Annotated in this window: 16 protein-coding genes and 1 riboswitch; of the genes, 10 read left to right on the plus strand and 6 right to left on the minus strand. The window is 41.8% G+C overall.

Going from position 1 to position 20168, the window contains the following annotated elements:
* Positions 1–85 precede the first annotated feature (85 nt).
* On the minus strand, positions 86–2980 hold the full coding sequence (gene leuS / locus ACQY4U_RS07920) for a leucine--tRNA ligase (protein WP_428328855.1): 2895 nt from the start codon (positions 2978–2980) through the stop codon (positions 86–88).
* A gap of 244 nt (positions 2981–3224) precedes the next feature.
* Here leuS and ACQY4U_RS07925 point away from each other — a divergent pair, with 244 nt between their 5' ends.
* From ACQY4U_RS07925 to ACQY4U_RS07955, 7 genes are all read left to right on the plus strand, one after another.
* The gene (locus ACQY4U_RS07925; RefSeq protein ID WP_428328856.1) at positions 3225–3374 is read left to right on the plus strand and encodes a hypothetical protein; all 150 of its coding nucleotides are present in this window, start codon (positions 3225–3227) and stop codon (positions 3372–3374) included.
* Positions 3375–3855: 481 nt separating this feature from the next.
* Positions 3856–5088: a C4-dicarboxylate transporter DctA gene (dctA, locus tag ACQY4U_RS07930; protein ID WP_428328857.1), complete on the plus strand. Its 1233-nt coding sequence runs from the start codon at positions 3856–3858 to the stop codon at positions 5086–5088.
* A gap of 99 nt (positions 5089–5187) precedes the next feature.
* Entirely contained in the window at positions 5188–6066 is an 879-nt protein-coding gene (gene sucD / locus ACQY4U_RS07935) for a succinate--CoA ligase subunit alpha (RefSeq protein ID WP_428328858.1), read from the plus strand.
* A gap of 271 nt (positions 6067–6337) precedes the next feature.
* Positions 6338–6703 (plus strand): methionine-R-sulfoxide reductase, encoded by a 366-nt coding sequence (locus tag ACQY4U_RS07940; protein WP_428328859.1) that lies wholly within the window; start codon positions 6338–6340, stop codon positions 6701–6703.
* A gap of 458 nt (positions 6704–7161) precedes the next feature.
* Complete coding sequence (locus ACQY4U_RS07945) at positions 7162–8133, plus strand: ribonucleoside-diphosphate reductase small subunit (protein WP_428328860.1); 972 nt, start codon at positions 7162–7164, stop codon at positions 8131–8133.
* Between the two features lie 119 nt (positions 8134–8252).
* Positions 8253–10625 carry a ribonucleoside-diphosphate reductase subunit alpha gene (locus ACQY4U_RS07950; RefSeq protein ID WP_428328861.1) on the plus strand — a complete coding sequence of 791 codons (2373 nt, stop codon included), beginning with the start codon at positions 8253–8255 and terminating at the stop codon, positions 10623–10625.
* Positions 10626–10731: 106 nt separating this feature from the next.
* Positions 10732–10944 (plus strand): cysteine-rich CWC family protein, encoded by a 213-nt coding sequence (locus ACQY4U_RS07955; RefSeq protein WP_428328862.1) that lies wholly within the window; start codon positions 10732–10734, stop codon positions 10942–10944.
* Positions 10945–10978: 34 nt separating this feature from the next.
* Here the strand turns inward: ACQY4U_RS07955 and ACQY4U_RS07960 are convergent, their stop codons facing one another.
* Positions 10979–11365 (minus strand): acyl-CoA thioesterase, encoded by a 387-nt coding sequence (locus ACQY4U_RS07960; protein ID WP_428328863.1) that lies wholly within the window; start codon positions 11363–11365, stop codon positions 10979–10981.
* A 46-nt stretch (positions 11366–11411) separates the two neighbouring features.
* Complete coding sequence (gene metE, locus ACQY4U_RS07965) at positions 11412–13718, minus strand: 5-methyltetrahydropteroyltriglutamate--homocysteine S-methyltransferase (protein WP_428329736.1); 2307 nt, start codon at positions 13716–13718, stop codon at positions 11412–11414.
* Between the two features lie 164 nt (positions 13719–13882).
* Positions 13883–14083: riboswitch (cobalamin riboswitch) on the minus strand.
* Between the two features lie 208 nt (positions 14084–14291).
* On the opposite strand from metE, the gene ACQY4U_RS07970 reads away from it, so the two are divergent.
* Positions 14292–14699 carry a hypothetical protein gene (locus ACQY4U_RS07970; RefSeq protein ID WP_428328864.1) on the plus strand — a complete coding sequence of 136 codons (408 nt, stop codon included), beginning with the start codon at positions 14292–14294 and terminating at the stop codon, positions 14697–14699.
* Positions 14700–14790: 91 nt separating this feature from the next.
* On the opposite strand, the gene ACQY4U_RS07975 is transcribed toward ACQY4U_RS07970, so the two are convergent.
* Positions 14791–15159 carry a hypothetical protein gene (locus ACQY4U_RS07975; protein ID WP_428328865.1) on the minus strand — a complete coding sequence of 123 codons (369 nt, stop codon included), beginning with the start codon at positions 15157–15159 and terminating at the stop codon, positions 14791–14793.
* A 174-nt stretch (positions 15160–15333) separates the two neighbouring features.
* On the opposite strand from ACQY4U_RS07975, the gene fabG reads away from it, so the two are divergent.
* Both fabG and ACQY4U_RS07985 read left to right on the plus strand, forming a co-directional pair.
* A complete protein-coding gene (fabG, locus tag ACQY4U_RS07980) occupies positions 15334–16077 on the plus strand; it encodes a 3-oxoacyl-[acyl-carrier-protein] reductase (RefSeq protein WP_428328866.1) in 744 nt (247 codons plus the stop codon).
* An 81-nt stretch (positions 16078–16158) separates the two neighbouring features.
* Positions 16159–18246 (plus strand): hypothetical protein, encoded by a 2088-nt coding sequence (locus tag ACQY4U_RS07985; protein WP_428328867.1) that lies wholly within the window; start codon positions 16159–16161, stop codon positions 18244–18246.
* A gap of 65 nt (positions 18247–18311) precedes the next feature.
* Here the strand turns inward: ACQY4U_RS07985 and ACQY4U_RS07990 are convergent, their stop codons facing one another.
* Positions 18312–18611 carry an FtsB family cell division protein gene (locus ACQY4U_RS07990; protein ID WP_428328868.1) on the minus strand — a complete coding sequence of 100 codons (300 nt, stop codon included), beginning with the start codon at positions 18609–18611 and terminating at the stop codon, positions 18312–18314.
* A 146-nt stretch (positions 18612–18757) separates the two neighbouring features.
* The gene (locus ACQY4U_RS07995; RefSeq protein ID WP_428328869.1) at positions 18758–20080 is read right to left on the minus strand and encodes a DEAD/DEAH box helicase; all 1323 of its coding nucleotides are present in this window, start codon (positions 20078–20080) and stop codon (positions 18758–18760) included.
* Between the last annotated feature and the right edge of the window lie 88 nt (positions 20081–20168).

The raw sequence follows: 20168 nt of genomic DNA on the forward strand, positions 1-20168 counted from the left end.
CGAAAATAGGCGAATTGTTACAACGGGATAGTTATTATTTTGCAATAACCATCCCCTGTAATGAATTAGTTACAGTACTTAGTGTTTAAAGTACAATATTTACTATGCGGCCCTTAACAACTATTACCTTTTTAGGGGTTTTACCATCAAGGTATTTTTGTACATCGGCATTGGCTAAAACACTGGCTTCAATATCTTTAAGTTCCAGGCTCAATGACAAACTAAGGTTCATTTTTGTTTTACCATTAAAAGAAACAGGGTAGGCAAATTCATCTTCAACAAGGTAAGCCCAATTAAATTTTGGGTAGTTTGCATAGCTTAAAGTACCTGCCTGGTTACCTAATAATACCCATAATTCCTCGCAGATATGAGGGGCATAAGGCGAAAGTATAATTACCATATCCTGCAGGATAGCTTTCTTGTTGCTTTTAAGATCTGTCAGCTCATTTACGGCAATCATAAAGCTGGAAACCGATGTATTGAACGAAAAACGTTCTACATCTTCCTCAACCTTACGGATGATCTTGTGCAATGATTTTAATTCGGCTTTGGTAGGTTCATCGCCCGATACACTAAACTCCCAGGCATCGTTATGGAACAAGCGCCAAAATTTACGCAGAAATTTAAACACGCCTTCAATGCCATTGGTGTTCCATGGTTTGCTTTGTTCCAGCGGACCTAAAAACATCTCGTACATACGCAGGGTATCGGCCCCATAACGCTCGATCAAATCATCGGGGTTAACCACGTTGAACTTTGATTTCGACATTTTTTCGACTTCAACGCCGCAGATGTATTTGCCGTTTTCCAATATAAATTCAGCATCGGCATATTCGGGCCTCCACTTTTTGAATTTATCTATATTCAATATATCGTTCTCTACAATGTTTACGTCAACATGCAGATCAGAGGTTTTATATTCTTTTCTTAACCCGGCAGAAACAAAGGTGTTTGTACCGCGGCCATCCTCATCAACCAAACGATAAACGAAGTTTGATCTTCCCTGTATCATCCCCTGGTTTATCAGCTTTTTAAAAGGCTCTTCCTCAACAACAAGGCCCATGTCCTTTAAAAACTTGTTCCAGAAACGGCTGTACAGCAAGTGCCCGGTAGCATGTTCTGATCCGCCTATGTACAGGTCAACATCTTTCCAGTATTCAATAGCTTGTTTTGATGCAAACTCCTGGTCGTTTTGTGCATCCATGTATCGGTACCAGTACCAGCTGCTGCCTGCCCAACCCGGCATGGTGCTTAATTCATATTCAAAAGCCTCATCCTGTCCCTCTCCAGGGGAGAGGGAATTAGCTTCGCCTGCTTGTAAAGTCCTCTCCATTGGAGAGGATTTAGGTGAGGCCTTATAATTCCAGTCTGTGGCGCGGGCTAAAGGCGGTTCGCCGCTTTCGGTTGGTAAGTATTTATCAACCTCGGGCAGTATCAATGGCAGCTCGCTTTCGCTGATCAGATAAGGTAATTGATCCTTAAAATAAACAGGAACAGGCTCGCCCCAGTAACGCTGGCGGCCAAATATGGCATCGCGCATCCTGAAGTTTACTTTTGCTTTACCGGCGCCAATTTCTTCCAGCTTGGCAATAATGGCAGCGGTAGCTTCTTTGTAAGTTAAACCGTTAATAAAGCCTGAGTTTATATACCGGCCTTCTTTGGTAGGGTCGGCTTCGGTATCAATTTTTTGTTGGTCGATGATCTGGATTATCGGCAGGTTATAATGTTTGGCAAACAAATAATCGCGCTGATCGCCGGATGGTACGGCCATTACGGCACCGGTTCCGTAGCCTGCCAAAACATAATCAGCAATCCATACCTGTATCTTTTCGCCATTAACCGGGTTTATTGCATAGCTGCCGGTAAATGCACCTGATACGGTTTTGGCATCAGCCATACGCTCTAACTCCGATTTCTTTTTAGCCTGCGCGATGTAGGCTTCAATATCGCCTTTTTGCGCATTGCTAGTTAATGATGCCACCAGCTCATGCTCGGGTGCTATAACCAAAAAAGTAGTACCAAAAATAGTATCGGCACGGGTGGTAAATACTTCTATGTAAGCCTCACCCCGGCCCTCTCCAGGGGAGAGGGTGGTAACAGCTTCAAGCTTAAATCTAACCAATGCACCTACGCTTTTGCCTATCCAGTTCCTTTGCATTTCTTTTAAAGGTTCGGGCCAGTCAATTGTATCTAATCCTTTCAATAATCTATCAGCATAGGCGGTAATGCGCATGCTCCATTGCATCATTTTCTTTTGTTCAACAGGGTAGCCGCCACGCTCGCTAAATCCATCCTTAACTTCGTCGTTAGCCAATACCGTACCTAAGGCAGCGCACCAGTTAACGGTGCTTTCGCGCAGGTAGGTAAGGCGGTATTTTAATAGTTCGGCTTGTTGGTCCTGGTTGCTTTTAGCTTTCCATTCATCAGCAGTAAAGGTTGCAACCTCGTCGTCACAAACTGCATTGATACCTGCCGAGCCGTTATTTTCAAAATGCTCAACTAATTTGGCAATACTTTGTGCCTTATCAGCATCCTTATTATACCAGCTGTTAAAAAGCTGCATAAAAATCCACTGCGTCCATTTATAATAATCTGGCGAGCTGGTGCGCACTTCGCGGCTCCAGTCAAAAGAAAAACCGATCTGGTCAAGCTGGCGGCGGTAGGTTGCAATATTTGCTTCGGTGGTTATTGCAGGGTGCTGCCCGGTTTGTATGGCATATTGCTCGGCCGGCAGGCCAAAGCTGTCGTAACCCATTGGGTGCAGTACATTAAAGCCTTTAAGCCTTTTATAGCGCGAAAAAATATCAGAAGCAATATAGCCCAGCGGATGGCCCACATGTAGCCCCGCACCTGATGGGTACGGGAACATATCCAGCACATAATACTTGGGTTTGGTGGTTTTATCTTCGGCTTTGAAAGTCTGATTATCAGCCCAAAACTTTTGCCACTTTTTCTCTATATCCTTAAATTGATAGTCCATTTTTTTATTTACGCGTATGAGGCTGCGAAATTAAGAAAATCCCTATGAGTTTGGTAGTGATTTAGTTGAATAAGTTTAGCACCTGGTTTTGTACCTTGGGAAGCACAGGTAGATTGACTAAAGCAACATTGCAGGTCGCCTTTAAATCAAAAAGCCGGGTTGACCCCGGCTCTTTGATGGTTACTTACATGTTTTAGCGCATTCGCCATGATTCTTGCAGGTTTTACTGCAATAATCCATACAGGTGGTACGGTCGCAACTTTTTGCACACCTGGTACAATGGTTCATTTTACTGTTGCAGCATGGTGTATTGGCGAAAGAAATTGTACTTATAGCAGATAGCATCACCATAGTGATGAAAAAAAAACTTTTTCATGATTTTGATTTTAAATAATGTTTAATAATAATTTGACTTATGGATAAGGCAAGGTAGAACGGACTTATTATTAAACTTTTGGAGGGTGCCAGGAAGAAAGCGAAAAGCCTGAAATATTACCCGCTGCATAATAGGCTGCCGCATTTTTTGTAATAATGGGCATTGCAGGGGTAATATTAATGCTGCTGATTACTAAAAAACCACAACCGCTGCATGATAAAAAAGTGCATGCACCTTGCCCGTTGCAAGTGTTTTTACTTTGTTTGCAAGGCCTTTGTTTGGCGGTTTTAAAGCAGCATTCTTTTTTTAACCCGGTATGTAAAGCCACAGCCCTTACCGGCACCGCCGAGAGGGTTAGCATACATAGAATTAAAAACAGCGCAATAGCTTTCATTGCTGCTAATAACGGGAATGTTTGATCAAAATTATATAGCCCGGCATATTTCGTTAGGGGTAATTGTATTATAATATTACCGCTAAACCGTATACTTGTTATTAAATGAAGAAACTGCTAACCAATCTCAATTTTCAGGTTATTACCGGTATACTGTTAGGGGTGGTGATAGGCTTTTGCTTTAAATCCTTCGGGCCAACGGCAAAGCTTATCAGCCAAACCTTTATCAGTTTAATAACCATGCTTATAGCGCCCATTATATTTTTCACTATTGTGCTGGGTATTGCCGGCATGAGCGATATGAAAAAAGTGGGCAGGGTAGGTGGTAAGGCTTTATTGTACTTTGAGATAGTAAGCACCTTTGCTTTAATAATAGGTGTTTTGGTAGCCAATATTTTAAAACCCGGCGATGGCTTTGTAAATCATGGGGCTACTGATGCCTCTAAGCTGGCCGTTTACCAAAAAGCTGCAGCCGACATGCACTGGGGAGATTTTATAGCCCATATTGTACCCGGTAATGTATTTGATGCTTTTGCCAAGGGCGATATTTTACAGATCCTTTTCTTTGCGATATTGTTTGGGTTTGGATTGAGCCACATGGGCGAAACGGGACAATCCGTTATTAGTTTGTTTGATAAGCTTGCCAAAGTGTTTTTTAACATTATGCGCATGGTAATGCGGGTGGCACCCATAGGTGCCTTTGGGGGTATGGCGTATACCATCAGTACTTATGGCATTAAAACGCTTCAACCGCTGGCCTTGCTGATGGGATCGGTTTATATCACCATGATCCTGTTCATTTTTATTGTGCTCAACGTTATCTGCCGCTTGTATAAGTTCAGCCTTTGGGGATACCTCAAATTTATAAAGGAAGAGATATTGATCGTATTGGGAACCTCATCTTCCGAATCGGTATTGCCGGCCATGATGGATAAGATGGAGAAATTCGGCTGTTCACGATCTGTGGTTGGCCTGGTTATCCCGGCAGGTTATTCTTTTAATTTAGATGGTACTACTATATACCTGTCCATGTCGGTGATATTTTTGGCGCAGGTATTTCATATCCCGCTAACTTGGGAGCAGCAGGTAACCATTATCGGTATCCTGATGATCACCTCAAAAGGGGCGGCAGGGGTAACGGGCAGTGGTTTTATTATCCTGACTTCAACACTGGCAGCCATTAAACTGATCCCGGCCGAAGGCGTTGCTATATTGTTGGGGGTAGACAGGTTTATGTCAGAAGCACGGGCCATTACCAACATGATAGGGAACGGGATTGCCACTATTGTGATAGCTAAGAGCGAGGGTGAGTTTAACCCACCGGCTTCATTAAACTGATGTTATTTACCTATTGTAAAATTATTAGCTCAATAGTAGCACAATGGGTTTGACATTCAATCAAAAACTTTAGCTTTGCCCTACAAATAAAAAAATCCAATGAGTGTACTCGTAAATAAAGATTCCAAAGTTATAGTTCAGGGTTTTACAGGTAAAGAAGGTAGTTTCCATGCTTCGCAGATGATTGAGTACGGAACGCAGGTTGTTGGTGGTGTTACGCCCGGTAAAGGCGGCCAAACGCACCTTGACAGACCAGTTTTTAATACCGTGTATGATGCTGTACAGGAAACAGGTGCTAATGTATCTATCATATTTGTACCTCCTGCTTTTGCAGCCGATTCAATTATGGAAGCAGCCGAGGCTGGTATAAAGGTTATTGTTTGTATTACCGAAGGTATCCCTACAAAGGATATGATTATGGTAAAGGAATACCTGGTAGGCAAGGATTCGCGCCTGATTGGGCCAAACTGCCCGGGTATTATCACTGCTGATGAGGCAAAGATCGGTATCATGCCGGGCTTTATCTTCAAAAAAGGCCATGTTGGAGTAGTTTCAAAATCAGGTACTTTAACTTACGAGGCGGTTGACCAGGTAGTTAAAGCAGGTTTAGGCATCACTACCGCTATTGGTATTGGTGGCGACCCTATTATTGGTACAACTACTAAAGAAGCGGTTGAATTATTAATGAACGATCCGGAAACGCACGGTATCATCATGATTGGTGAAATTGGTGGTGGTATGGAAGCCGAAGCGGCAAAATGGATAAAAGAAAACGGTACTAAACCTGTAGTGGGCTTTATTGCTGGCCAAACAGCGCCTCCGGGCCGCCGTATGGGCCATGCTGGTGCAATTGTTGGCGGTGCCGATGATACAGCAGCTGCAAAAATGAAGATCATGCGTGAGTGTGGTATCCGCGTTGTTGAATCGCCAGCCGAAATTGGTGCTGCATTGGCAGAAGAGCTGGCTAAATTAGCGTAATGCTTAACGGCGAAAGCTGAAAATATAAAAACAAAAAATCCCGGTCAGTTTGGCCGGGATTTTTTGTTTGGGTTTAATGTTGACATAGCATGTATTGCAATACTAATACCCACAACCAAGCGTCAACCCTGTGTCAATTCCATCTGCAAAAACAAAATTAGCGGGCTAATTGTCGTATATTTATATAAGTGGGGGTAGGGATAAAGTAACAGGATTTCATTCCGCCCACCTAATTAATCTGTCAATTAAAATCAAAATTCAATTATATAAAATGGAATATAATAAATTAACTCCCGAAGAAGAACAGGTGATATTATACAAAGGCACAGAGCGCCCTTTTACGGGTTCTTTATTGGATAATCATGCACAGGGTTTGTATGTATGTAAAAGATGCGATACGCCGCTTTATACGTCTGAGTCGAAATTCGAATCGCATTGCGGATGGCCGAGCTTTGATGATGAGATACCCGGTGCTGTAAAACGCGTGCCTGATGCTGATGGCAGGCGTGTTGAAATTATTTGTGCCAATTGCGGCGCGCACTTAGGCCATGTTTTTGAAGGTGAATATTTAACTCCAAAAAATACCCGCCATTGCGTAAACTCCGTGTCTATGAAATTTGTTCCGGTTGCTGATTAAGCAATCATTTAGCCGGGCTGGTAATGTTGATGATTTGTCATTTGATACATTACCAACCCGATGCTTAAAATAGGTTCCTCATCACCTAATTATCTCTGCCCTAACCTTTCCACTTTTAATTTGTTTATAACTTATAGGTGATGTTAAAAACTTAAACTAACATCCTAAAAATTCAAGCCCTATATTTGAATTATAAGTTCTTTCAACGCTATCTAATATTGCTGGCAACCAAGCCAGTAAAAGGGGGTTAACCATGGTAACATCATGGTTTGATTTGTAAAGTTAAAGTAGTTTGACAGTGAGGATAGAGGGGGTGATAATTAAATAGTTAAAGCAGAATTAAATGCTTTTTTACTATAAGGTACACCCGGCTCCATGCCATTGCTATCTGCCGACCACAAGGATGTAAGAACCTTGAAAAATAGGTATTGAAAGGGGTTTTTAAATAAAAAGAGTGCATGGAACAGGAGACTGAATTATTACTTAGAGAGAACAAAGATCGCTTTGTTATACTACCTATTAAGTATCCCGAAATTTGGGAAATGTATAAGAAATGTGAGGCAAGTTTCTGGACCGCCGAAGAGATTGATCTGAGCGATGACATGAAGCATTGGGAGAACATGAACCCGGGCGAAAAGCACTTTGTATCTCATGTATTGGCATTCTTTGCGGCAAGCGACGGGATAGTTAACGAGAACCTTGCTGTAAACTTTATGAGCGAAGTGCAGCTGCCTGAGGCACGTTGCTTTTACGGTTTCCAGATCATGATGGAAAACATCCACTCTGAAACCTATGCGCTGCTGATAGATACTTATATAAAAGATCCCGCCGAAAAAGACCGTTTGTTCCATGCTATTGATACCGTACCATGTGTGGGTAAAAAAGCAGAGTGGGCTTTAAAATGGATCAATAACGGAACCTTTGCCGAACGCCTAATTGCTTTTGCAGCTGTTGAGGGGATATTTTTCTCAGGTAGTTTCTGCTCTATCTTTTGGTTAAAGAAACGTGGTTTAATGCCGGGCTTAACCTTTAGCAATGAGCTGATATCACGAGATGAAGGTATGCACTGCGAATTTGCTTGTTTGTTGTACAGAATGCTGAGCAATAAACTATCAAAAGAAGCAGCAACCGCTATTATAACTGATGCAGTTGAAATAGAAAAAGAATTTATAAGTGATGCTTTGCCGGTTAGCCTGATAGGTATGAACGCGAAGCTGATGAGCCAGTACATTGAATTTGTGGCCGACAGATGGTTGGGTGAATTAGGATATGATAAGGTGTACGGAGCATCAAATCCATTTGATTTTATGGAGATGATCTCGTTACAGGGTAAAACCAATTTCTTTGAAAAAAGGGTAGGCGATTATCAAAAAAGTGGGGTATTAAACTCACAGGAGAGCAAGTCGTTCTCCTTAGATGAAGATTTTTAAGGAAGAAAAGGTTTAAAGGAAGTTGAAGTTCAGCTAAATCCTATAATCAAATAGTCAGCGGTCAATAATTAATTAACAATTACTTCTGCCAGCAGGGCAGAGAATCAAGGGGGTCCAAGATGTTCGTAGTAAAAAGAGACGGAAAAAAAGAAACGGTAAAATTTGACAAAATCACAGCACGTATTGAAAAGTTGTGTTATGGGTTTCAGTTAGTTGACCCTATTGATGTGGCTAAAAAAGTAATTGAAGGTTTATTTGATGGCGTAACCACATCTGAGCTTGATAACTTAGCTGCTGAAACGGCTGCGTCATTAACTACCAAGCACCCTGATTATGCATTGCTGGCATCACGTATTGCAGTATCAAACCTGCACAAAAACACCATCAAGTCGTTTTCTGAAACCATGCGTTTACTGCATGATTACATTGACCCTAAAACAGGCAAAGATGCTTCGTTGCTTGCTGATGATGTTTGGGCGGTAATTGAAAACAATGCTGAATTGTTAGACAGCACCATTATTTACGACCGCGACTTTGGCTTTGATTATTTCGGTTTTAAAACCCTTGAAAAATCATACCTGCTAAAAGTGAATGGTAAGATAGCTGAGCGTCCGCAGCACTTATTTATGCGTGTATCAATCGGTATCCATAAAGAGGATGTTGAGAGCGCTATCAAAACTTACCACTTAATGAGCGAGCGCTGGTTTACCCACGCTACACCAACATTATTTAATGCCGGTACACCAAAACCTCAAATGTCATCATGCTTTTTATTAACCATGCAGGATGATAGTATTGAAGGTATATACGATACATTAAAACAAACTGCTAAAATATCACAAAGTGCAGGTGGTATTGGCTTAAGCATTCATAACGTAAGGGCTACAGGATCATACATCAGCGGTACCAATGGTACAAGCAACGGTATTATCCCGATGCTGCGTGTATTTAACGATACTGCACGTTATGTTGACCAGGGTGGTGGCAAGCGTAAAGGTGCCTTCGCTATTTATTTAGAGCCTTGGCATGCAGATGTATTTGAATTTTTAGATCTGCGTAAAAATCATGGTAAAGAAGAAATGCGTGCCCGCGATTTGTTCTATGCCCTTTGGGTATCAGATCTTTTCATGCAGCGTGTTGAAGCTAATGAAGACTGGAGCTTATTTTGCCCGCACGAAGCACCAGGCTTAGCCGAATGCTGGGGTAAGGAGTTTGAAGACCTTTATACCAAATATGAAAAAGAAGGCCGCGCACGCCGCGTAGTAAAAGCACAGGAACTGTGGTTTGCTATATTAGATGCCCAGGTAGAAACCGGTACTCCATACCTGTTATACAAGGATGCTGCTAACGGAAAATCAAATCAGCAAAATTTAGGTACTATAAAAAGCTCAAACCTTTGTACCGAAATTATAGAGTACACTGCAAAAGATGAAGTTGCTGTTTGTAACCTTGCCTCACTTGCTTTACCCCGTTATGTTAGAGATGGGATATTTGATCATGTTAAGTTATACGAAGTAACCTACCAGGCTACTATCAACCTTAACAAGATCATTGATCATAACTATTACCCTATTAAGGAAGCCGAATACTCTAACTTGCGTCACCGCCCTATTGGTTTAGGTGTACAAGGTTTGGCTGATGCTTTTATCCTGTTACGTTTACCGTTTGAAAGCGAAGGCGCTAAGAAGCTGAATAAAGAGATCTTTGAAACCATCTACTTTGCAGCTATGACAGCATCTAAGGATCTGGCTATTAAGGATGGTCCATACTCAACCTTTGAGGGCTCACCTCTATCAAAAGGACAGTTCCAGTTTGATTTATGGAACGTAGCACCTGATAGCGGCCGTTGGGACTGGGAAAACCTGCGTTTAGATGTAATGAACCACGGTGTACGTAACTCATTATTAGTTGCGCCGATGCCTACAGCTTCAACATCGCAAATATTAGGTAACAACGAGTGCTTTGAGCCATATACCTCAAACATTTACACCCGCCGTGTATTAAGCGGTGAGTTTGTTATCGTAAATAAACACCTGCTGCGCGACTTAGTTAACCTTGGTTTGTGGGATGGTGCAATGAAAGATAAGATCATCACTGCCAACGGTTCAATCCAGGATATTGCTGAAATACCTGTTGATGTAAAAGAACTTTACAAAACCGTTTGGGAAATAAAGATGCGAACCATTATTGATATGGCTGCCGATAGGGGTGCTTATATCTGCCAGTCGCAATCATTAAACTTGTTCATTAACTCGCCAAATGCATCAAAACTTACTTCAATGCACTTTTACGCATGGAAGAAAGGTCTTAAAACAGGTATGTACTACCTGCGTACACAGGCAGCATCGCAAGCGGTTAAATTTACAGTTGAAAACCAGGGCGGTAAAAATATGGATGCTGTAATACCTGATGTAGTGGCATCATTAAGCAATGATGTACCTGAAGGCCCGTCATGCTCAATGGAAGAAGGTTGTGTGACCTGTTCTGCATAAGTATAATAGCAGGCCGCAGTAAATGGTGGACTTGCTAAATGATAATTTTTACAATTCAGAGGCGCAAAGTATTGCGCCTCTGCTTATTTTTGGGCGTTTTTAATTGATGAACACAAAACACGAGATCATCCCATGCGACCGTTGCGGTACCGGCATTGAGTGTAAGGCAAACTCCTACACCAAGTGCCAGTGCAGTGTTGTGCAGCTTAATTTAAACGAAGTACAATACATCAGTGAAAACTATGAGGGCTGCATGTGTGCATCCTGTTTGCTCGATCTGCAGCAGGAATACAGGGCGATGATTGGAGTTGCTGAATAGAATAAGATGTTGTTTTTACACCCTGATTGCTAACTTAATCCAAAACCTTAACCGGTTTTTTATCTTTATCTATCGCCACAAAAGTAAAAGTGCCGGTGATGGCTTTCTCCCTTTCAAACGAATACATTTCTTCTACATAAATTTCAACCAATACCTTCAGGCTGGTATTTCCAACGTGCTGAATTTTACCTATCAGTTCAATAATAGTTCCGGCGGGAATGGGTTGTTTAAAATCTATCCTGTCTGATGATACCGTAACCATTGTTTTACGCGTAAAGCGGGTAGCTGTTATAAAGGCCACTTCGTCCATCATGTGCATGGCCGTACCGCCAAAAAGCGTATCGTAATGGTTAGTTGTATTGGGGAAAACCGCTTTAAAAATCCTGGTTTCGGCTAATTGTATTCTTTCTTCAATATTCATGATGCAATAGTACAAAGCCGTTCAGCATAACTGAACGGCTTTTGGTTTAATTTACAGTTTGTTTACTAAATATTTCGCGGGCAGCTTGTGCTGCTTTCACCATATTTTCAAGTGCGGCCTGTGTTTCGGGCCATTTCCTTGTTTTTAGTCCGCAGTCAGGGTTTACCCAAATATTGCCTACAGGGAGCAGGGCAGCGGCCTTTTCAAGCAGGTTCACCATTTCTTCTGTTGATGGGATCCTTGGCGAATGTATATCATAAACACCGGGGCCTATCTCCGCAGGATATTTAAAATCGGCAAATGCCTCCAGCAGTTCCATTTGTGAGCGCGAGGTTTCAATCGTGATCACATCGGCATCCATATCGGCTATGTGTTTGATAATATCGTTGAACTCGCTGTAGCACATGTGGGTGTGGATCTGCGTTTCGTCCTGCACGCCACTGGCCGAAATACGGAATGCTTTTACGGCCCAGTCCAGGTAAGCAGCGCGGTCGGCTTTGCGCAGGGGTAAACCTTCGCGTATGGCCGGCTCGTCAATTTGTATCACCTTTATGCCTGCCTTCTCTAATGCAACAACTTCATCCCTTATGGCAAGGGCAATCTGATTAGTAGTCTCAGATCGTGGCTGATCATCCCGCACAAAAGACCATTGCAAAATAGTTACCGGGCCGGTTAACATGCCTTTCATCAGTTTATGCGTATTGGCTTGTGCAAAGCTGCTCCAGCGCACGGTCATGTCCTTTGGCCTACTTACGTCACCATAAATAACAGGCGGCTTAACACAGCGGCTACCATAGCTTTGTACCCAACCGTTTTTGGTGAATAAAAAGCCATCCAACTGCTCGCCAAAATATTCAACCATATCATTGCGCTCAAATTCGCCATGCACCAAAACATCAATACCAATTTCTTCCTGCCAGCGTATGGCATCAATGGTTGCCTGTTCTATCCGGGCATCATATTGCTCAAGGGTGAGTTCGCCTTTTTTTAAGCGCGCCCTTAACTGGCGAATGTCATCCGTTTGCGGAAACGAGCCAATAGTAGTGGTAGGGAACAACGGTAACCTGAAATTACCCTGCTGTATTTTTTGGCGCGATGTAAATTTGCTGATCCTGTTGGCATCGGCATCCGTGATGGCTTCAACTCTGTTCTTGATCTCCTGCTTGTGGATCAGTTTAGATAGGTTACGGGTTGAAATAGCTTCGATATTGACTTTAAGCAGTTCATTGTTACCCCCAATAATTTGGCTCAGCTCGTTAACCTCATTCAGCTTTTGTTTGGCAAAGGCCATCCAGTTCTTTATCTCATGGTGGATGGTAGTTTCCAGGTCAAGGTCAAAAGGCGTATGCAGCAGGGAGCAGCTTGGGGCTATCATTAAACGCTCCGATCCAATAACTGCTATGGCTTTTTTAATATGCGCTAAGGAGCGGATATAATCATTCTTCCAGATGTTGCGGCCATCAACCACTCCTAAGGACAGATTCAGGCTTTCGGGCATTATGGTTAATACTTCATCTAACTGTTTTGCGCCGCGCACCAAATCAATATGCAGAGCATGCACAGGAAGGTTAACAGCTAAAGCAGTGTTTTCATTTAAACTTTCAAAATAGGTAGTAAGCAGGGTCTTAATTTCGGGGCAGTGGTTTTTAATCTCTTTGTAGGCGTAAACAAAGGCATCTTTTTCTTTCTGGGATAGATCGAGCGCTAAAAAGGGTTCATCAATCTGCACCCATACAGCACCATGCGGCTTCAGCCTATTCAATATCTCGATATAAACGGGTACTATCTTTTTAATCAGGTCTATCTTATCAAAACCTGCCTCTTTTTCTTTACCCAATAAAAGGTACGAAACGGGGCCTATCAGTACCGGTTTAGTAATGGTGCCGGTAACCTGTTTGGCCAGGTTAAATTCATCAAAGATCTTTTCGGAAAATAGCCTGAAAGATTGATTGGCTGTAAATTCGGGCACAATATAATGGTAGTTGGTATCAAACCACTTGGTCATTTCCATTGCGGTAATGTCAAGCCCGTCCTTTTGATAGCCCCTTGCCATAGCAAAATAAAGATCGATCTCTTTATTCTGATCGTTCCCTGTTAAAACGGCATTGTACCGCTGCGGTATAACGCCTAACATCAGGGAGGTGTCCAATACCAGGTCGTAAAAACTAAAATCGTTACAGGGTATCAGGTCAATCCCTGCCTCCTGTTGTAGTTTCCAGTTTTGCTGGCGGATAGTACGGGCAACTGCCATTAATTCTTCGCGGCTTGTTTTGCCGGCCCAGTATTGTTCACTGGCCTTTTTGAGTTCACGATGGGCGCCCACACGCGGGTACCCGAGATTGTTTTTGAGCATACGCATAAAACTTTTTTGGTTAAACATTAATTTTAATTAATGCTCCTTACGGTTTTCGGTATGCTTTCGGAGAAAATGGTAATAAAAGATATAGGCAATACACGGGCATATCAAATACCTGTAATAGTGCTTTATTCTCTGACTACTGCTTCAATACGCGAAAGCATTGTCTTAAACATGGGGCAAGTATCCTGGCTTGTAACATTGTTGCCGTCCTTCTCATATCGTTTTGGTGATACAATGGACATTGGTAATGGCAACAACTCTTTTGCGTTACTTACAGTTGCGCGACAGCCCGTGATTTTCACACGGTTCCTTTTTCATTCCGGATCAAAGACCCGGAAACCTCAAGTTGAAATAAAGTAAAGAACTTGGGTCAAATATAGAGAATAGCCTTGTAAACTTTTATAAGGGCAATGATTTTAGTTGATAGTAAGCTTTATTATTAATAATTGTTAAGAAATAAAACGCTCTTAATTTGCTTATTAGTAAATATTGTGATAGATTTAATTATTATCAAAGCGGAATCCTATCCATTATTTGTTAATTATTAACCTTTTAAACCTTAGAGATATGAAAAGAAATCTTATCATCACCATTTTAGTTGGGCTAATTTTGGTGACCGTTTACTCGTTTACATCCATCAAACCAAATCACAAAATTCACAAGGTAAAAGCCAAAGCTAAGCAGGAGTTTAGCTGTAATGCGGTTGTTACCGGCGTAACAGGTGTTTACAATGGTCCTTACTCCATTACCATCACCTGGACCTACACAGGTACCCCCGATCATTTTACCTATGGCGGTAATTTTTATTGTGCCACAGGTTCATCTTTTGGTACAACATCAACCAATTCCACTTCAGCAACCATAACAATTCCTTCTGGTACCGGCTGCGCATATAGCGGCATTAACGGAAGGATCATTCCTATCTGTGCGGATGGCACCGAAGGAACCGCTAAAGTGTTTAGCGTTACGCACTAATTTATTAGCCGCTTTGATAATTTATTTTGAAAGAGTAATCCTGGAACAAGGTTACTCTTTCCATTTTAGTTTATTTTATAATAAGTTGTCGTTACATAGCAAGTGCTTTTTTTTTATCAACACTAACCGTCACCTGGATTGTCTTTTTATTATCTATCCAGGTATTATCATTTATTTTTTTGTAAGAATCAGTTGTCATCTTTTCGATAATATCATTCTTGTATTTTAGCGGTAAAACACTGGTGGAGCTATAACATATATTATTTTTATATAGAAAAATAGCTTGCATGCCTTGTGCAAAATTTAATGTATCACAATTATCACCTGGCAATAACTTAAAGTTTGGATTAGATTGAATTAACTTCCTTATTTCTTCTTTTGACTCTCCAATAGTAGTTTGAGCGAGTAAATTCGAGTGATTGAAAAATCCAAATAGAAGTATTACTAAAATTTTATTCATTTGACTGTTGTTATATCGATATAAAAAACCACGTGTTAGGTAGCTTTAAATGTATAAATAAGTTATTTAAAATTAATCTGTCAACCCTACAATCTCTTCAATAGTCATTGTTTCCCATTTTTCAAACTTTCACTCTAAATAACTAACTTCGCCAGCCAAAATCATGTTATAGATATGAAATTATTAGAAGGAAAAACCGCGCTTATCACCGGCGCATCAAAAGGAATAGGCCGCAAAATAGCCGAAAAGTTTGCCGAGCATGGCGCCAATGTGGCTTTTACTTATTTATCATCTGTGGAAAAAGGGGAGGCCCTGGAGCAGGAACTGCAAAGTTTCGGTACAAAAATAAAAGGTTACCGCTCTGATGCTTCAAAATTTGAAGAAGCTGATAAACTGATCACTGATATTGTTGCCGACTTTGGCACTTTACACATTGTGGTTAACAATGCAGGTATCACTAAAGATGGCTTGCTAATGCGCATGACAGAGCAGCAATGGGACGAGGTTTTGGACGTAAACCTGAAATCTATCTTCAACGTAACCAAAGCAGCATCAAAAATAATGATGAAGAACCGTAACGGTGTTTTCATTAACATAAGTTCGGTAGTGGGTGTGCAGGGTAATGCCGGGCAATCAAACTATGCGGCTTCAAAAGCGGGTATCATCGGCTTTTCAAAATCTATAGCTAAAGAATTAGGCTCGCGTAATATCCGTACCAACGTAGTTGCACCGGGATTTATAAAAACCGAAATGACCGAGGTACTTGACCCTAAAGTGGTTGAAGGCTGGGCACAGGCCATCCCGCTTAAACGCGGCGGCGAAACCGAAGATGTTGCCAATGCCTGCGTGTTTTTGGCATCAGATATGGCATCCTACATTACCGGGCAGGTTATCCCGGTTGATGGCGGAATGTTATAGTAATTATTGCATTACAGAAACTTCTTAGTTTTAAATTAAGAAATAAATCATAAATAAAAACAGCATATTTGGGATACAGATATGCTGTTTTTATTTTCAATTACCTGGGGAACGGTTTCCGGATGGTGGGTACCTGCCTGCCTTGCGCTGGGTGTATTATATGCCTGGCTGTTGTACAGGCAACCCGTTAACCTGGGGCAGCAATACAGCTATGGCCTTTTTGCCGCAAGGGCAGTGGTTATAACTGTTATCTCGCTCACACTCTTATCCCCCCTAATAAAATCCATCAGCTATAATCCGCAAAAACCGCTGATTTTAATTTTGCAGGATAACTCGGAGTCTGTAAAGATGTTCAAAGCTCCGGGTGAAACGCCCGAAAAGGTGGCCGATGATCTGTCGGCATTAAAAAAAGAATTAGGTGCTGAATATAATGTGCAGGCTTTCCATTTTAACAGGGATATTAACGATGGGCTAAGCAAAACCTTTAACGGTAAGCAAACCGATATAGCAAAGGCCCTGTACCAGCTTAACGAGCGCTTTGTAAACCAAAACACAGGTGCTTTGATATTGGCAACTGACGGACTTTACAACGAAGGGGCAGACCCGCAATACGAAGCCAAAAATTTCAAAACCAGTATTTATACCATTGCCCTGGGCGATACAGTTGCCAAACGCGATTTGCTGATCGGTAATATCAATTACAATAAAACCGCTTTTTTGGGGAATGATTTTGAGATAGAAGTTTTGGCCGAAGCCTATCAAAGCAAAGGCGAAAATATGAGGTTAAGTGTCACCGAAGATGGCAGGCAGGTAGCATCGCAAACTATCCCGGTAAACTCCAATAGCTTTCAAAAGGCGGTAACTTTAAAGCTGAATGCTGATAAAAAAGGACTGCGCAGGTTTAACATCAGCATAGCCGCGGTTAGTAATGAAATATCAACCCAAAATAACTCTGAAATTATTTATGTAGATGTGCTGGATGCTAAACAAAAGGTATTGCTTTTGTACGAGGCCCCGCACCCGGATATTACGGTAATAAAGCAAGCCATTGAAAGCAATAAAAACTACGAGGTTAAAACAGCGCTGGTAACAGATATAGCTGGCATTAAACCGGCAGATTATAACCTGATAATGCTTTACCAGCTAACGGCGGTAAGCAACAGCGCTGTGCAAGGCTTTGTAAAAAGTAAAATACCTTTATGGTATTTAGTAGGGGCACAAACAGATTTACAAAATTTCAATAATGCGCAAAAAATGGTCAGGATAAGTGCAGGCAGGTTAGAGATGCAGGAAGTATTTGCACAGCCCGTAGCCGATTTTACCGGCTTTACGCTCTCTGATTCATCCCGTAAAAAGATCAGCGGTTTCCCGCCTTTGCTGGCGCCTTATGGCAGTTATAGTTCGGCTATGGCAGGTGGGGTATTGCTCAAACAGCGCATAGGCAGTGTTGAAACTACTTATCCTTTACTCTCCTTTACCGATGATGCCGGGCAACGTGTAGCTGTGCTGAGTGGCGAGGGTTTATGGCGCTGGCAGCTGTCGGAGTTTCAAACCTATGGCAATCACCATGCGGTAGAAGAACTGTTTAGCCAGGGTGTTCAATACCTAACGGCCAACGCAAATCACCAGCGCTTCATTGTATACACTGCCAAACATGTTTTTGATGAAGGCGAAAACGTAATTATCAATGCGGAATTATACAACGATGCCTTAGAGCTGATCAATACGCCTGATGTACGCGTTGAGCTGAAAAGCGAAAAAGGAAAAAATTACAGCTTTTTGTTTAGAAGGAATGGTCAAAGTTACCAGTTAGATGCCGGCGCCTTACCTGTTGGCGAATACAATTATACAGCTACCACCAAAAACGGAACCAAAGCATTTACTGCCACCGGCCAGCTAACGGTTAAACCATTAAACCTTGAATCGCGCCAGAGTGCGGCAAACCATCAGCTGCTGAATGCTATAGCCAGACAAAGCGGCGGCCAAATGCTGCTGCCATCGCAAATTAATCAACTCGCCAGTCTGATCCGCAAAAACGAGAATATCAAGACAGTAGTTTATGAGGATAAACACTACAGCGATATTATTGATGTAAAATGGGTGTTTGTGCTGATCCTGCTACTGTTAAGTGCAGAATGGTTTTTGCGTAAAAGAGAGGGTGAGGTTTAAGTAATTAGCATGAGTGAAAGGGGGAATCGCACTTAGCTTTACTTTTTAGGGTAAATAACTATTTGCTATTCCTCTTTTTTTTCCTGTACTATTACAAAAACATCCTCATTATCTTTTTTCATGAGGTACTTTTCGCGGGCAAACTTTTCGAGTTTTTGTGGATTTGAGGTAAGCTCATCAAGGTCGTTAGATACCTTGGCGGTTTCTTTTTGGTAGAAATCGCGTTCTTGTTTTAGCTTGCTTACCTGCTGGTGGTATTGGTATTGGGAGAAAAGATCGTTTTTATCAAAAAATATCATCCACACCAAAAATGCTATGGTGATTAAAAAATACTTGTTTCTGAAAAGGTTAATTAGCCGTTTCATGCTGATAAAACTTAATTTCATTTAAAACTATCTAAAAAGCGTGGTTAATGCAAATATCATTTTAAACATATCAACATGCAAGCTTAAATATTGAATTGTTGGTTAGGTTTATCGTGTCAAAACCTAACCAACTCAATTCAAACTAATTAATCTCTACGGCCACCGCGGTTGCCGCCACGGCTTGCACCGCTCATGCCGCTGCCGCCACCTGCGTTACCGCCGGTACGGGGTTTACTTGCACCGCCGAAACCACGGCCTCTTTTGGGAGAACCACCACGCTGAGCAGGGCCTTTCTTTTTGCCTTCTTCGTGCTTAGCGGCAATTGTTTTAGGGCTCATCACATAAGGGTGTTCTGCATCAACCGGGATCTCTTTAGCTATCAGCTTATGTATATCCTTTAAAAATTCAATTTCTTCATCGTCACAAAAAGACAAGGCTATACCGCTTGCACCCGCGCGGCCTGTACGGCCAATACGGTGTACGTATGTTTCAGGTACGTTTGGCAGTTCGTAGTTTACAACGTGCGTAAGCTCATCAATATCAATACCACGGGCAGCAATATCAGTTGCTATTAAAACGCGTGTTGTACGGTTTTTGAAGTTTGTTAATGCACGCTGACGCGCATTTTGTGATTTATTACCGTGGATAGCCTCGGCAGTGATACCTATCTTGATCAAATCTTTTACCACCTTATCGGCACCATGCTTGGTGCGGGTAAATACCAATGCTGTTTTAATGCCTTTATCTTTTAATATGTGGGCAAGCAATGCTTTTTTATCATTCTTTTCTACATAGTAAAGCAACTGCTGTATGGTATCGGCGGTTGATGATACCGGGGTAACCTCAACCTTTTCGGGGCGGGTTAATATGGTATCGGCCAAAGTCTGAATCTCTTTTGGCATAGTTGCCGAAAAGAACAGTGTTTGCCTTTTAGCCGGAACTTTAGCTATAACTTTTTTAACATCGTTAACAAAGCCCATATCTAACATACGGTCGGCTTCGTCCAATACCAGCATTTTAATGTGCTCAAGGTTTACAAAACGCTGATTCATCAAATCTAATAAACGGCCGGGGGTTGCTACCAAAATATCAACACCACGCCTTAAAGCTTCTGTTTGCGGGTTTTGTGAAACACCACCAAATATAACCAGGTGCTTTAAGCCGGTATGCTTGCCATAAGCGGCAAAGCTTTCGTTTATCTGGATAGCTAACTCGCGGGTTGGGGTTAATATAAGGGCCTTTATTGTTTTTTGCTCTTTGTGCTGTAACCTATCCTGGTATAATAACTGTAAAATAGGGATAGCAAATGCTGCAGTTTTACCGGTACCGGTTTGTGCGCAGCCCAAAAGATCCTTTTGTTGTAATATAATGGGGATGGATTGTTCCTGTATGGGGGTGGGGGTTGTATAACCCTCAGTTTTTAAAGCCCGTAAAATAGGCTCAATTAATTTTAAATCTTGAAATGACATTTAATGTTTTTAATATAATATGCTAACGCGGTTGCATAAGCGGATCTGAAGAGTCGTCTGATAAATCAAAACCGTAAGCTAACGGGTA

This window comes from Mucilaginibacter sp. (assembly GCF_965277465.1).
GTDB lineage: Bacteria > Bacteroidota > Bacteroidia > Sphingobacteriales > Sphingobacteriaceae > Mucilaginibacter.